The following is a 15,060-nucleotide window of genomic DNA, read 5'->3' on the forward strand; positions in this document are numbered from 1 at the left end:
AGAAGTTGTATTAATTTTTATTTTGGTATTCGAAAATTCATTATTTTTAATAAAATTATCCTTTATGTTAGTAAAAGTTTTTGGGAGTGCCGTGTTTGGCGTTGAGGCCACAACTATCACAGTAGAAGTGAATATTGATAAAGGAATTGGTTACCACTTAGTGGGTTTACCTGATAATGCTATCAAAGAAAGTAGCTATAGAATTGCTGCTGCATTAAAAAATAATGGATATAGCATGCCTGGTAAAAAGATTACAATCAATATGGCTCCTGCAGATTTGCGGAAAGAAGGTTCTGCTTATGATTTAACTTTAACTATAGGAATCCTTGTAGCATCTCAACAAATTCAAGCGATCGATGTCGACAAATATATCATTATGGGCGAGCTTTCGCTAGATGGTAGTTTACAACCTATCCGCGGTGCTTTACCTATTGCCATCAAAGCCAAAGAAGAGGGTTTTAAAGGTTTTTTTCTTCCAAAGCAAAATGTAAAAGAAGCGGCTATCGTTGCGGGTTTAGACGTATATGGTGTTGAGAATGTTCAGGAGGTTATCGATTTCTTAGAAGGAAAAGGGAATTTAGAACCAACTACAATCGATACTAGAGCCGAATTTTATAAAGATTTAGATTTTCCAGAATTTGATTTCTCCGATGTTAAAGGACAAGAGTCTATAAAAAGATGTATGGAAATCGCTGCGGCAGGTGGACACAATATTATTTTAATAGGACCTCCTGGTGCTGGAAAGACTATGCTTGCCAAAAGATTACCTAGTATATTGCCACCTATGACCTTACGAGAAGCCTTAGAAACTACTAAAATTCATAGTGTAGCCGGAAAGTTGAAAGAAGTAGGCTTGATGAATCAAAGGCCGTTTAGGAGTCCGCATCATACGATTTCAAATGTGGCCTTAGTGGGCGGTGGAAGTTACCCACAACCGGGGGAAATTTCAATGGCTCATAACGGAGTTTTGTTTCTTGATGAGTTGCCTGAATTCAAACGCGATGTTCTCGAAGTGATGCGCCAGCCACTAGAAGATAGGGAAGTGACTATTTCCAGAGCGAAGTTCACGGTTACCTATCCTTCGTCTTTTATGTTGGTTGCGAGTATGAATCCTAGTCCGAGTGGTTTTTTTAATGATCCAGATTCACCACAAACTTCTTCGCCACACGAAATGCAACGCTATTTGAGTAAAATTTCAGGACCTTTATTAGATCGAATAGACATTCACATCGAAGTAACTCCTGTTCCTTTCGAAAAATTATCCGATGATCAAAAGGCGGAGAGCAGTGTTGATATTCGAAAAAGAGTGACTGCAGCCCGAGAATTACAATCCGCACGTTTTGAGCAAATGGACAACATACATTACAATGCTCAAATGAATACCAAACACATTAGAGAATATTGTGCTCTTGATGATGTTTCTAAACAACTTTTAAAAACCGCAATGGAGCGACTGAATCTTTCTGCTCGGGCCTACGATCGTATTTTGAAGGTAGCACGCACGATCGCTGACCTTGATGCTGCTCCTACCGTTGTTTCGTCCCATATTGCCGAAGCAATTCAGTATAGAAGTTTAGATAGAGATGGATGGTTGGGGTGAGATTTCAGATTTTTTATAAACGATTTTTGATTTTAGATGTTTTTGACAACGCTCCACAAAGTCTTGAAGTTTGAGGAAGTGACTTTCTATTTGTAACCGATTTTGGTTTTCAAATGTTTGAATTTTAAGGTCAGTCGGAGAATGAAAAATAGATACTTAAAGTCGGAGATTTTGCGTAGCTTTTTTTTATTAATTTTAGCTATAATTTTAAGAATACGGATACTATAATCAACAGTATATAAGAGCATTGGGATGCAATCTTAGCAATCGTAATCTTCTATTTTGTTTCTCGAGCTAAAATGAAAAAGAAAAGTATAGAAATAAATAAGTCATAAAAGAGATTTCTATCGAAATCTCTTTTATTTTTGCCAAATGTTAGAAATTCTTTACCAAGACGAATATATTATAGCAATTAATAAACCAAGTGGATTGTTGGTCCACAAATCATTTTACGCGCGCGATGCAAAAGTTTTTGCTATTCAAGAATTGAGAAATCAAATAGGAGGGCGACATGTTTATCCTATTCATCGGTTAGATCGCAAAACGTCTGGTGTCTTGTTATTTGCGTTGGATAAAGCAGTTTTAAAAATTATGAATGATCGTTTTGCCACACGCGAAGTCGAAAAGAAATATTTAGCAATTTTACGTGGTTGGTCACCCGAAGAACTAACGATTGATTATGATTTAACCAATGATGATGGTATTATACAAAATGCACGAACATACTTTCATCGATTGCAAAGTACCGAAATTGAGTTAGAATTTAACAATAAACCAACGTCACGATATTGTTTGGTAGAAGCGATTCCTGAAACTGGACGTATGCATCAATTACGAAAACATTTCAAACATATTTTTCATCCCATTTTAGGAAGTCGTCCACATGGTTGCAACAAACAAAATAAATTATGGTTGGAGAATTTTGAAATGAAAGGAATGATGCTGCATGCACATCAGTTAATTTTTAACCATCCAGTAACAAATGAAGAACTAATCTTGAATGCAAAGATTAATGAAGAGTTTAGCAGAGTAGGTACTATTCTTGAGCTAGATTTGAATAAGTATAAATAGAATACTAATTCGTAAATTAATGCTTTAAATTAGTGTTGTGTTTTGAAATAACAGTTTTAATATAAAGAGGAACAGATTTCAGATTTCAGATTTTCTTGTCTTTTATGAATAAACTTAGCAAAAAGAAAGTTGTAAAAAGCATTATTACCTGTATTATAAAAACTGGATATAATAAATTTGATTCTGTATATCTAAAGCTAAAACTAACTACTGATACCGGAAATGTAAATAGTAATCCATAAAGTGACCAATCTCCATAAAATAAATCTTTTGGATAAATTGAACAAACCGATAAAGTTCCTAATGAGACGTAAAATAAAGAGATTTTAAAAGCTAATTTTTTGTTTCTAATTAATTTTATAATCGTATTCATCTTTCTTATTTAAGTTCATTTTTGTTTTTATTTGAAATTCACTTTTTCAAAATATTTTAGAATAAAAAACGGGGGCTAATTGAATATCAGATTTTCAAAATACCTTTCAACTTCTTTCCTCCTCGTGCCTATCAGAAATTTATAATTATTTACTTTTGTTAGCGTTATCGAGCGGGACGCTCGCGCTATCGGGGTAATTTAGAGTTAAGGATGAGTACACACTATTTTGTCATTCCGAAGAATGTGGAATCACATTATTTGCTTACGTAATGGGATTTATTATTGGAATGGGCACGGAAATGCGATGTTAGGTGTTGGCGTATTATCCCCAAAAAACAACCATACTCATCTTTCTCAATTAGTCTAATAAAATCGAATAAGTTTGGAACAATTGGATTTGGTTTATATAAGTGCCATTTCAAATCCGCTCGTTTCCAATAAACTTTCCAGTTATTATCTTTTTTTACGAAAGTAGATTTAACCATGTCGATATGCATTTTAATATTTACGTCTTGCCAATTTGGTCGAATTTCAAAAATAATTACACTTTGTTTTTCTATTCGATAAGAAATGTCAAGTTTTTCTCTAATTTCTTTTGGCGGACGAATGTAGGATAGATAATTTTCAATTTCATCTATTTCTACATTGTCAATTGTACTTTTCATATGATATTCATATTTATAAATATTGCATTATTCTTTGAGTTCAGCTCAGTCTCGCAGCTTGCGCCTAAATTACAAATAATCAATATTCTATAGCGAGTATTCATCCAACATAGGGTAGAAAAACGCTATAGCATAGCGAATTAGTATCAAATATATAAATAATATTTTTATTGCAAATGATCTAAGTGTTTTAGAATTGTGAGATGTATTTGCAAAATGTTATTATTGAAAATTAAGCGCTCTACATAGCCCCGATAGAAACGAAAATCCCTGTGTGGGCTAGTGTTTAGCCCTCACAAGGATTGTAGTGTATAGCGGGAGAAGACGTCTAAAAAAACGAAATCATTCTGCTCCTAAAAAAAGGAAATTTAATTTCTTAGTTGGAACGTCTGTCATTATTTTGACTAGGACGTCTTGGGCCAAAGCTATTATTGCTGCTACGGTTTGTAGAATCTGTTTTTGGTTTCCTTGGCGTGGAATTGCGTTGTGGTCTACCTTGACCTTGTTTAATAGGTTGAGTCGATGCTTTAGGATCTGGCTCAAAACCTGCTATATTTTCTGTTGGTAATTTAAGGCCAATCAATTTCTCGATATCGCGCAAAAAGGTAGTTTCGTCTGGGCTAAATAAAGAAATCGCTTCTCCATTTGCTCCAGCTCTTCCTGTACGACCGATGCGGTGAACGTAATCTTCGGGAATATTAGGCAATTCAAAATTAACAACATGTGGTAATAATGGGATATCTAGACCACGAGCTGCAATATCTGTCGCAACTAAAGCGGTTAGGCTTCCGTTTTTAAAGCCGGCTAAAGCTTTGGTACGTGCTCCTTGTCCTTTATTTCCGTGAATGGCTGCTGCTTGAATACCAGCGCCAATCATAGCTTCAGTAAGTTTATTAGCACCTTGTTTTGTACGTGTAAAGACCAAAATCTGTTTCCAGTTTCCTTCTGTAATCAACTTGATGATTAATTCTGTTTTTTTCTCTTTTGCAACAGGATACACTTTTTGAGTAATGGCATCGACAGTAGTATTTTCTGGTGTAGCTTCAACCTGAACTGGTTTATTCAAAATACCCATCGCTAATTTCTTAATATCTCTTGAAAAGGTTGCCGAAAACATTAAGTTTTGCCTTTTTACAGGTAATACTTTCAGTATGCGCTCGATATCTCTTAAAAACCCCATGTCTAACATTCTATCTGCTTCATCTAAAACTAAGATCTCCACTTTAGAAAGCGTTAGTAAACCTTGATTTTGCAAATCGATTAATCGACCAGGTGTGGCGACTAAAATATCTACCCCTTGTCGTAGTTGAGCCACTTGTGGTTTTTGATTCACACCTCCAAAAATAACGGCAGAGCGTAAATCTAAAAATTCACCGTATTCTTTTATGTTAGCCAATATTTGAGCAGCTAATTCTCTTGTAGGTGTCAATATTAAGGCACGAATAGGTCTGTGACTTAAGTGTTTTCCTTGTGATAATGTCTGTAAAATGGGTAGCGTGAAGCCTGCTGTTTTTCCTGTTCCTGTTTGTGCAGATGCTAATACATCTTTTCCTTCTAAAATAGGTGGAATCGCTTTTTGTTGTATTGGAGAAGGGGTTGTGTACCCTTTTTTGCTGATCGCTTTTAATAAAGCATCAGATAAGCCTAATGAGTTGAATGACATAAATTGTGTTTATGAAGTAAACACTATTATTTTGAGTACTTCTTTAAGTTGACGCGAAGGTACTGCTTATTTTTCCTATCTGCTTTTGATTGTTTGACTTTGTTTAAATATAAAATTTATTTCGTTTCAATCTAATAAAAGAAAGGCAAGCAGCAGAATGGTCATACCAAATCAAATAGGGGAGTTGTTTTTAGTATTACTTTATCGAGAATGTAATTATAAAAGTAGTTTGTTACAATTGTTTTGGGACTTCAGTATAGCTATGAAATGGGATTATAATTTAAGAATATCAAGTTTCCCAAAGTATTCTTTTATAAACTCATGCTGTTCATTTACACTCATTTTATCAGCATCCTTGACTTCTATTTTTAAGTTCAAAAAACGTTCGTCTTTATTTAAAAAATCAAAAAAATAGAGCTTTGCTTCAGAAGGACCAAAGAGGATTATTTTCTCATATTTTAATAGCTCCTTCCCAATTTTATTATAGTGTTTGTTTAAACCGGTTTCTTTATAACTACTCAGCAATAAAATTTTTTTTATCAGATTTGATTTTTTATCTTCTGTATGGAACTCACGCACAATTGTTTGAATTGTAAAAGGTTTTGTGGTAAATTGAACTAAATAGGCAACAGTGTCATCCATCCATAATCCTAGTTGATTTGTGTTTTTCATATTGTTCACTTATTTGATATAAAATTATCGATATAAACAAGTGCAATGATTTTTATAAGTCAACAGGTATTTTGATAGAGACGATTGGAAGAAAAGTGTCGAGGAATGGTATTTTGAATAGTATGATATTTTGTTTTAAATGAAATTTGCTATCATTTGAAGTAGTTCAAAAACAAAAAAAATCGGGAGTGAGTCCCGATTTTTAACTTTAAATTGAATAATTACAATTTATCTTATTTCGTCAAAGGTATTTCCTTGTTTGATGTCACCCGTTTTATAGCCTTTCATAAACCAGTATTTTCTTTGCTCAGATGTTCCGTGTGTAAAGGATTCTGGCACAATATGCCCTTGCATTTTAGATTGAATAGCATCATCGCCTACTGCATGTGCAGCGCTCAGGGCTTCGTCAAGATCTCCATCTTCTAAGATATCATTCATTTTCTGGTTGTAATGTGTCCAAACGCCTGCATAAAAGTCAGCTTGTAATTCTAATGCTACTGATAGTTTATTGGCTTCAGCCTTACTTTTTCCTTGTTGCATTTCACGCATTTTATTAGATGTTCCTAGTAAGGTTTGAACATGGTGTCCAATCTCATGCGCAATTACATAAGCAGTGGCGAAATCTCCACCTTGAGCCCCAAATCGAGTTTTTAATTCTTCAAAGAATGCTAAATCCATATATACTTTTTGGTCAGCAGGACAATAGAATGGGCCAGAATCTGACGTTGCATTACCGCATTCAGTTTCAACTCCACCAGTAAATAGGACTAAATTTGGTTTTTTATAGTTGAGGTTGTTTTCATTAAATATTTTCGTCCAAACATCTTCGTTATCAACTAAAATTGCATTAATAAAATCTTGTTCTTCTAGTTCTTTTGCTGTTAGGTCTCTTTGTTCTGTTGGTGCAGTCTGTTTTCCTTGAGTTTGTTCTAAGATATTACCCACCATTTGACCGTTTTCACCTCCAAAAACATTTAACAATAAGATTACAACCCCGATGATTCCACCACCTACAATTGTTTTTCCACCAGAAGACATTCCTCTTCTATCTTCTAAATTATCACTTTTACGTCTACCTTGCCATTTCATATAATTTCAATTTTTATTCTTTTTTTATAAAAGAGGAACCGAAGATAATTAATTTTTTAATCAAAAATAAACTTTTCATAACTCTATGATGAAGTCCATTTTATTATTGCGTCTTCTATTACTCTTTTTATAATTGGCTTTGATATATAATCGTTCATACCTGCTTCAATACATTTTTCATTTACTTCTAAGCCAGTTCCTGCTGTTATAGCGATTATGGGAACTGATGCGCCTGTATTTAATTTTCTTATTGCTTTTGTAGCTTCATAACCATTCATTAATGGCATCTGTATGTCCATAAAGATAATATCTGGCATAATGTTTTCATACTCATTTACAGCAACCTGCCCATTCGGAATTTCATGAATAATTGCTTTGGGGAGGACGTTTTTAATAATTGTTTTGAGCAATAACATATTAATTTTATTGTCCTCAACTAACATTATTGTCAATGCTTCCAAACGTTTATTGTTTTGAATAGTAAAAATATCAACTATATCTTTATTATCTATAGGAGTATATTCTACTTCTACATCATTAGACGTTTTTAAATCCAAATCGAAATAAAAAGTACTGCCAATTCCAATTTCACTGCTGAGTTTTAACTGACTGTCCATTAGTCCTAATAACTTATTTGAAATTGTAAGGCCTAAGCCAGTACCACCAAATTTTTTAGTTGTGGAGCTATCTTCTTGTGAAAATGCTTTAAAAATTTTCTTTTGATTTTCTTGTAAAATCCCTATTCCAGAATCAAGCACCGCAAAACGGATTGTAGTAGTGGCTTTATTATTTTTGATCACTGAAATTTCTAATTTTACAAAGCCTTTTTCCGTGAATTTTACTGCATTAGCTAAAAGGTTAATTAGGATTTGTTTTAAACGTATATTGTCTATCCATAAATGGGTTGGTATTTCAGGAGCTAGTACGAGTTCTAAGTGTAGCATCTTCTGATTGGACTCATAGTGGATTAGATCAATAATTTGGTCTAAAATATATTTAATTTTATGTTTTTCGATATGCAAATCAAGTTTTCCTGCTTCAATTTTAGAAAAATCAAGGATGTCATTTACGATCCCTAATAAGGAATGAGCTGATTGATTAACGGTAATCATATGTTTTTCCTGAACTTCTCCAAGTTCTGTTTTCATTAATAGATCGGTGAAGCCAATGATTCCATTTAGTGGAGTTCTGATTTCATGGCTCATATTAGCTAGAAATTCTGATTTAGCTTTATTAGCCGCTTCAGCGTATTCAAGTCCTTTTATGGCATCTTCAGTCCTTCTTTTTTTAGTGATATCCAGCATTATACCTTCAATGTAAGTGATTTTACCATTCTTGATTACAGCATCACCAAATTCTTCTACCCAGACAATTTCACCAGTTTTAGTAATGATTCGGTACGTGAAATGGAAAGGTTCAGATTTGGATAAATGGTCTCTGGACTCACTAAGTATTTTATGGTAATCTTCAGGATGAATTAGGTCGATATAAAAAATTCTTTTTTCCAAGAATTCGATTTTATCGTAGCCTGTTAATTTTTTAATCTCATCATTGAGGTATATTTTTGTAAACTTTTCGTCGTTCTCTGAAAGATAAACAGTCCCCGGTATATTATTAGCTAACAAACGGAACTTTTCTTCACTTTCATAAATTGCTGTTTCTCCTGCGATACGTTCGATAGATGATGCAATGTTTCGAGCTAATGTTTGAAGAATGTTAACTTCATCTTCCGTCCATTTCTTTTCTTCAGAGGTGTCATCAAACCCTAAAAAGCCATGAAATCTATTTTGTATGAAAATTGGAAAAAGGATTAACGAAGTTACATCGACATTCAATAATTTATTTCTTAATGACAAATTATTTATTTTTGATACGGTAGCCTCATAAATTTCATTATTTAATATGGGTTCAATTAATTCTTCAAAAAAGGCATAAGGCATATTTTGAAGGTTAGGATTATTTTGCGTTAAACACGTATTGTTAAATATCCATCTGTATTTTTGGCTTATTAGTTTAGTAGCGGAATCATTTTCATAATAATAGGCACGATGTGATTTAGTGGCATTACCCATAATGATCAATACATCAGAAAAAATAGCATCGATATCTTTACTATTTAAAAATTTCTCCGTGCACTTGGTCATTGCTGCCAGCAATTCACTTTTATAGGTTAATCTGTTTTCGATATCTAATCTCATTTTTGACTCAAACGCAATTGCAATGATATCAGAAACAGATCTTGAGAAATTAATATCCTCATTATCCCATTGTCTCGTTTCTTCTGTAGCTTCAATACAAAGAATTCCTTTTAGTTCACCATTAATAAAAACGGGAGTGTCGATCAGTGAAACAATATTGTTTTCATAAATATAATCACCACATAATTCCATAGTGATTTCATTTGTGCATATATCTGAAGCGACAATTTGTATTTTATTTTCAACCGTTAAAAAGTATTTTGGGGATGATTTTTTAGTTATTTCCTGATCACTTGAAAATTTATTAGTTGTAAAATCATATAGTTGTACACAACTGATTCTGTTTTCAAAATAATTCCAATAACTTGCTCGACTGACTCCTATTGTTTTAGAGCTGATTTCTAAAATTGTTTGCAATTTGTATTCTAAACTTTCATTATTAGAATAACTCTTTGCCGTGAACCCTTTTAAAGCAGCGCTGTATTTTAGATTTTTTAGTTGTCTTTCTGCTTTTTCTTTTTCAATATTTTTTAAGAAGGTAATATCTCTAGCTATAACTGAATATCCAGTTATTTTTCTGCTTTCATCTCTATTGATTGTTACCTTTTGAGAAAGCCATATTTCACCTCCATCTTTAGTAGTAATTGGAAATTCTAAAGTAGGAAAGTTTTCCATTTCTAATGAGGGATTAGAATAGAATTCAAGAACTCTTTGTTTAAAACTATCTTTGATTAAATGATTAAATTTCGAGGCATACAATTCTGTTAAACTAAATCCAGTGATTATTTCAGAATTTTTATTTATAAAAACGTAAGCACCATCACGGTCTAGCTCATAAATTATATCATAGGCAGATTCAACAATGTTTTCATATCGTTTTTGTGTTTCTATTTGTTGCGTTACTTCATGCCCGATACCAATTATTAGATCCTCAGAATATCTTTTATCATGCCATTCTATGTGCTTGTATGCTCCACTTTTAGTTTTTAGTTTCCGTACAAAGACTCTTTCGGAAGTCGTATTTGTATGAAATTTTTCCCCAATGAAATCAGGATCTTCAGTTACCTTCCAAAATAACATTCCCATAACTTCATCTACGGAATATCCTAAAATAGGAGTAATCGTTTCGCTGCAAAATAAAATTTCCCCTTTTCTAGTAGATACAACAATAAGAGAGTTTCCATTATTTATTATTTGATCAGAAAAACGGAATTTGTCTTTAACATTTAAACCTACAATATGCTGAATATAATTTATGGTAAAAACAATTAAAGAAAAATTGAACAATGCAATAGTTGTTTTAATGGGTAATATTTCTAAGTAAGTAACAATGACAATGTATGAAAAAGTGGAGGCTACAAAAAACCAATATAATTTTATAGGTTTAAAAACGGTATAAGCAAAGTAAAAAGTTACAATAAAAGCGAGGATAGGTATGATATCGGTCGGTGCAAAAAGTAAATTTTTACATATCAAACCAAAATAGAGCAGGTAAAATACAATGAAGATTCTTTGTATGTTCCGGAAAAGGAAAGCCGATTTGGTACTAATTACATATATAATTAAAAAAAATAAAGCGGTACTGATATTAAAAAAGAATAAGCTTTTTGGTCTTACACTAAAAATTTCATAATTAATTTCAGCTATAATATTTACAAATCCAAAGAAGAGAAGATAGAGTTGATATTCTTTATTGCGTATATATTCTTCATTATTTTTTTCTATTAATGTGCTCTTTAATTTTGTTTTTGTTTTGTTAAGAGTAAAAAATAAGAAGGCAATAAAAATTAATAAAAAAAACCACAATAAAGATGTTTTATTTGAAAAAATCATTTCAATCATGCCAGCAGTTGACAGTATGGCTTTTGGTGAGGATAGCCAGCAATAAGGGGTATGGTTTGAAAGAATCGTATGAAAAAAGCTATAGTAAAACACCATAGAGAATATTTTTTTTGAATTGAGGAAATGAAAATAACAGAGTGGTAATTTAATGTTTTTTTTATGACATTAACGCGATTTTATGATAAATAAAATCGCGTTTCCTATTATTTAAAACAAATTAGTTGTCTGTAATTTTTTCTATAATTCCTCCTCATGATCAAAACCGATAATTTCGCTGTACATTGCATAGTACATAGAGTAAACAAAGGGTATTGTGAAAAATACTCCGATGCAACATCCAATAAAGCCAACCATTGCACCTATAATAGCTACAATTATCAAGGCAAGAAGAATTAGGGGTTGTTTTAGTACAATTGAAAAACTATATCGTATCGCATCTACCGCTGTTAAATCACTGAAAATGATAAGTGGAATGGTTAGCATTGTAAAAAAAGATACCGCAACAGAGATCATAGGTCCCACCAGAATAACTCCGCTATAATTTAATAACATTGATACTCCGTTGCTGACTAGCAAAATTAGAAATGTTGCTGTAAAAATTTGAGAGAAATACTTAGGTGTGTAGTAACTAAAAACGGTTGAAACGTGAAATTCCTCATCTCGATCTGCGCAATAAGCCATTTTTATTAAACCTGCAGTTAATGGGCTAGTTAAAGATGAAAACAAAACAGATGCTCCCACGTAGATAATTAGATTCAATCCGCTAAGGCTTTCTAGATTTATACTCAACTCTTTCATAGACTCCTGAGATAGTGCTGCCAGCCCTAAAAGGCTTATAGTTATACTTGCTGCGATTGTCATCAAGATAACGGTAAATACAAATATCATAAGCCCCGCATATAGGGCTATTTTTTTATAATTTTCAAATGCTTTATTAAAAACTTTTTCGAAATCCAACTGATATCCATTGCGTATTATTTCTTCTATTCGGTCTTTTTTTTGATTCATTTTTTGGTTGGTTTTGTATTGGTTTAAAATTGTAAAGTGAGGTTATAATTTAAAATAGACTTCTTCAAAGGGAACCCTGAAGCGTTCACCATAAACGCCAGATTCTTCCCGTATTCCACAGCCTATAATCATATTTATTTCAGCTGCGGCTGGTAAATTTAATATTTTTTTTACCCTTAGAGAATCAAAGCCTTCCATAGGACAGCTGTCATAATTTATGGAGGCCATGCTAATCATAAAGTTTTGCGCGGCTAAAGCAGCACTTTTTTGGGCTACTATTCGCATATCGCTTCTTCTAGCTTGTCTATAAATAGGTTTAAATAGTCCGATGACTTGAAAAATAAGAAACTTTAGAGCACCCAGAATTCCTATGAAGTCAAAGTAGAGCGTAGGAACAATTTTTTGATAATAGTTCAGGGCAAATTTTTCTCTTTTCGAATAGTCTACAGGTGATTTTTCTCCGTACTGAGATTTTAAAAAGGCTACATTTGACTGTGCTCTTTTTCTCCATAAATCTTTTCTAGCTACCACGACAATCATTTGGCTTGCAGTTTTGGCTGCATTTTGATTAAAACTAGCCTCCGTAATTTTTTCTAAAACTTCGGCTGTAGTAATTTGGTAGAATTCCCACAGCTGCATATTACTGCTTGTAGGGGCAAGAGTAGCCAGACGAATGCATTCTTTTACTTTCTCATCATCAAGGGCTTCCTTTTTAAAGACACGTACAGAACGTCTGTATTCTATTGCTTCGCTTACTGACTTCTCTTTGATTAGATCCATTTCAATAATTTCTTGATCGTTGCTAGTTTGTCTTTATAAGGCGCATATCGCATTGGTAAATCTAACCAGTTTGCTTTTTTTACAATTGACTTTTTATGTGAAAAAGTGTCAAAACTTAAGGATCCATGATAGGCACCAATACCACTATGGCCTACGCCTCCAAAAGGTAAGCGTTTATTTGAAAAATGAACTACTGTATCATTTATACAACCTCCTCCAAAAGAGTAATTTTGAATGATTTTATTTGCAAATGATTTATTCTCAGTGAAAATATATAAGGATAATGGTTTCTCATATTTTGAAATCACGGCATGTATGTCTGCAGTACTGGAATATTCAAGTATGGGTAATAAAGGTCCAAATATTTCATCTTTCATAACAAGACTGTCAACATCAGACTCATCAATAAGCGTTGGTGCTATGTAACAGTCAGACTCGTTCGTTTGTCCACCAAAAATTACTTTATCGTTGTCAATCATTTCTGTTAGTCGACTCCAATTTTTAGTATTTACAATTCTGGCAAAATCAGGGGATTCTTCGGGTTTATTGCTATACGCAGCGGTTATTTCCTCTTTCATATAGTCGATAAACTTGCTTTTCATGTCTTTCTGAATCATGATATAATCTGGAGCAATACAAGTTTGTCCCGCATTTATAAATTTTCCCCAAACAATTCTTTTAGCTGCAAGTTTCAAATTAGCAGTTTCATCAATAATACATGGATTTTTTCCGCCAAGTTCTAATGTAACGGGAGTCAGGTGTTGTGCTGCCGCCTGCGCAACTATTTTTCCAACAGGAACACTTCCAGTAAAAAAGATGTAATCCCATCGTTGTGATAGTAAATTTTTGGACACATCCACACCACCTTGAATAACTTCCACATGGTTGACATGGAATGTTTTTGCTATTATTTCAGCAATAATAGCAGATGTTTTAAGTGTTAATTCAGATGGTTTAAGTACGACTTGATTTCCTGCCGCAACTGCAGAAACCAAAGGACAAAGAGCCAACTGGAACGGATAATTCCATGGAGCAATAATTAATACTTTTCCATAGGGATCTTTGTAAATATAATCTTTGGACGGAAAATTGAGTAGCGATGGAAAAACCTTTTTTGGCTTCGCCCATTTACTCAAGTTCTTAATAGTGTCTTTTAATTCAGAAATAACATAACTGGTCTCCGTTAAGACTGCTTCAAAAGCAGGCTTTTTGAAATCATCATACAATGCTTTAATGATATCATCTTCATGGATTATAATGTTATTGAGCAGTTTTGTTAAAGTCTCTTTTCTATATTCTATATTAGTCTTATAGTTCATTATAAATAGGGGTAATTAATTTATATGCAAGTTAATTCTTAAATTTTAATAATGATTTTTTAATCAACTAAAATTATAGTGCATTCCAGATTACTTCATTAGGCACTGGGGCAATGATTGATAATGTTTCTTTAGATACCGGATGTACAAAGACTAATTTTCTAGCATGCAAATGGATGCCACCGTCAGGATTGCTTCGATCAAAACCGTACTTTAAATCTCCTTTTATAGGAGAGCCTATAGCAGAAAGTTGTGCCCTAATTTGATGGTGTCTTCCCGTATGAAGGTTAATTTCCAGCGCAAAGTAATTGTTTAATTCCTTAAAAACGGTATAGTCCAAGCTGGCTAACTTGCTGTCTGGAACTTCTTTTATATGCGCTTTTGAAGTATTGTTTTTTTCATTTCTTTTGATGAAATGGATTAACTTGTCTTGAGAGTTGGCAGGTTTATTTTTTACAATGGCCCAATAGGTTTTTTGCGTTTCCCTGTTTTTAAATAACTCATTCAAGCGAGGTAGTGCTTTACTGGTCCTGGCAAAAACTACAATTCCAGTTGTGGGTCTGTCTAAACGGTGCACCACACCAAGAAAAACTTCACCTGGTTTGTTGTGTTTTTCTTTGAGATATTCTTTTACGACCTCAGATAAAGGTTTGTCTCCTGTTTTATCGCCTTGTACAATATCGCCTACTCGTTTATTAACCACAATAATATGGTTGTCTTCATGTAAGACTTGGAGATTGTTTTTGTTTGAAATTATTTTCAAAATGAATTTTATAATTT

Annotated in this window: 11 protein-coding genes; 2 read left to right on the forward strand and 9 right to left on the reverse strand. The window is 33.1% G+C overall.

Annotated elements, in window-relative coordinates; all coding sequences use genetic code 11:
- Positions 1 to 64: 64 nt before the first annotated feature.
- Entirely contained in the window at positions 65 to 1,600 is a 1,536-nt protein-coding gene (locus QO182_RS04835) for a YifB family Mg chelatase-like AAA ATPase (RefSeq protein ID WP_371536418.1), read from the forward strand.
- A 372-nt stretch (positions 1,601 to 1,972) separates the two neighbouring features.
- Positions 1,973 to 2,671, forward strand: coding sequence for a pseudouridine synthase (locus QO182_RS04840; protein WP_371560216.1), 699 nt, complete (start codon positions 1,973 to 1,975; stop codon positions 2,669 to 2,671).
- Between the two features lie 627 nt (positions 2,672 to 3,298).
- On the opposite strand, the gene QO182_RS04845 is transcribed toward QO182_RS04840, so the two are convergent.
- The 9 genes from QO182_RS04845 to QO182_RS04885 all read right to left on the reverse strand — a co-directional run bounded on the left by QO182_RS04845 (position 3,299) and on the right by QO182_RS04885 (position 15,043).
- Positions 3,299 to 3,709, reverse strand: a complete 411-nt coding sequence (locus QO182_RS04845; protein WP_371560218.1) for a DUF3024 domain-containing protein — start codon at positions 3,707 to 3,709, stop codon at positions 3,299 to 3,301.
- Between the two features lie 376 nt (positions 3,710 to 4,085).
- Positions 4,086 to 5,372, reverse strand: a complete 1,287-nt coding sequence (locus QO182_RS04850; RefSeq protein WP_371560220.1) for a DEAD/DEAH box helicase — start codon at positions 5,370 to 5,372, stop codon at positions 4,086 to 4,088.
- Positions 5,373 to 5,645: 273 nt separating this feature from the next.
- On the reverse strand, positions 5,646 to 6,044 hold the full coding sequence (locus tag QO182_RS04855) for a hypothetical protein (protein ID WP_371560222.1): 399 nt from the start codon (positions 6,042 to 6,044) through the stop codon (positions 5,646 to 5,648).
- Positions 6,045 to 6,272: 228 nt separating this feature from the next.
- Positions 6,273 to 7,133 (reverse strand): neutral zinc metallopeptidase, encoded by an 861-nt coding sequence (locus QO182_RS04860; RefSeq protein WP_371560223.1) that lies wholly within the window; start codon positions 7,131 to 7,133, stop codon positions 6,273 to 6,275.
- An 83-nt stretch (positions 7,134 to 7,216) separates the two neighbouring features.
- Complete coding sequence (locus QO182_RS04865) at positions 7,217 to 10,618, reverse strand: PAS domain S-box protein (protein ID WP_371560224.1); 3,402 nt, start codon at positions 10,616 to 10,618, stop codon at positions 7,217 to 7,219.
- A 792-nt stretch (positions 10,619 to 11,410) separates the two neighbouring features.
- The gene (locus tag QO182_RS04870) at positions 11,411 to 12,181 is read right to left on the reverse strand and encodes a hypothetical protein (protein WP_371560226.1); all 771 of its coding nucleotides are present in this window, start codon (positions 12,179 to 12,181) and stop codon (positions 11,411 to 11,413) included.
- 42 nt (positions 12,182 to 12,223) lie between these two features.
- Positions 12,224 to 12,961 carry a nitroreductase family protein gene (locus QO182_RS04875; protein WP_371536445.1) on the reverse strand — a complete coding sequence of 246 codons (738 nt, stop codon included), beginning with the start codon at positions 12,959 to 12,961 and terminating at the stop codon, positions 12,224 to 12,226.
- A complete protein-coding gene (locus QO182_RS04880) occupies positions 12,952 to 14,280 on the reverse strand; it encodes an aldehyde dehydrogenase (RefSeq protein WP_371560228.1) in 1,329 nt (442 codons plus the stop codon). Before QO182_RS04880 ends, QO182_RS04875 begins: the two co-directional genes overlap by 10 nt.
- A 73-nt stretch (positions 14,281 to 14,353) precedes the next feature.
- Positions 14,354 to 15,043 (reverse strand): RluA family pseudouridine synthase, encoded by a 690-nt coding sequence (locus tag QO182_RS04885; protein ID WP_371560229.1) that lies wholly within the window; start codon positions 15,041 to 15,043, stop codon positions 14,354 to 14,356.
- Between the last annotated feature and the right edge of the window lie 17 nt (positions 15,044 to 15,060).

This window comes from Flavobacterium sp. Arc2, assembly GCF_041431385.1.
Taxonomy (GTDB): Bacteria; Bacteroidota; Bacteroidia; order Flavobacteriales; family Flavobacteriaceae; genus Flavobacterium.

What these genes read in the sequence shown, in the direction of transcription:
- QO182_RS04860 (WP_371560223.1), bottom strand. Translation starts at nt 7,133, where the DNA reads ATGAAATGGCAAGGTAGACGTAAAAGTGATAATTTAGAAGATAGAAGA.
- QO182_RS04870 (WP_371560226.1), bottom strand. Translation starts at nt 12,181, where the DNA reads ATGAATCAAAAAAAAGACCGAATAGAAGAAATAATACGCAATGGATAT.
- QO182_RS04835 (WP_371536418.1), top strand. Translation starts at nt 65, where the DNA reads ATGTTAGTAAAAGTTTTTGGGAGTGCCGTGTTTGGCGTTGAGGCCACA.
- QO182_RS04875 (WP_371536445.1), bottom strand. Translation starts at nt 12,961, where the DNA reads ATGGATCTAATCAAAGAGAAGTCAGTAAGCGAAGCAATAGAATACAGA.
- QO182_RS04845 (WP_371560218.1), bottom strand. Translation starts at nt 3,709, where the DNA reads ATGAAAAGTACAATTGACAATGTAGAAATAGATGAAATTGAAAATTAT.
- QO182_RS04840 (WP_371560216.1), top strand. Translation starts at nt 1,973, where the DNA reads ATGTTAGAAATTCTTTACCAAGACGAATATATTATAGCAATTAATAAA.
- QO182_RS04855 (WP_371560222.1), bottom strand. Translation starts at nt 6,044, where the DNA reads ATGAAAAACACAAATCAACTAGGATTATGGATGGATGACACTGTTGCC.
- QO182_RS04850 (WP_371560220.1), bottom strand. Translation starts at nt 5,372, where the DNA reads ATGTCATTCAACTCATTAGGCTTATCTGATGCTTTATTAAAAGCGATC.
- QO182_RS04880 (WP_371560228.1), bottom strand. Translation starts at nt 14,280, where the DNA reads ATGAACTATAAGACTAATATAGAATATAGAAAAGAGACTTTAACAAAA.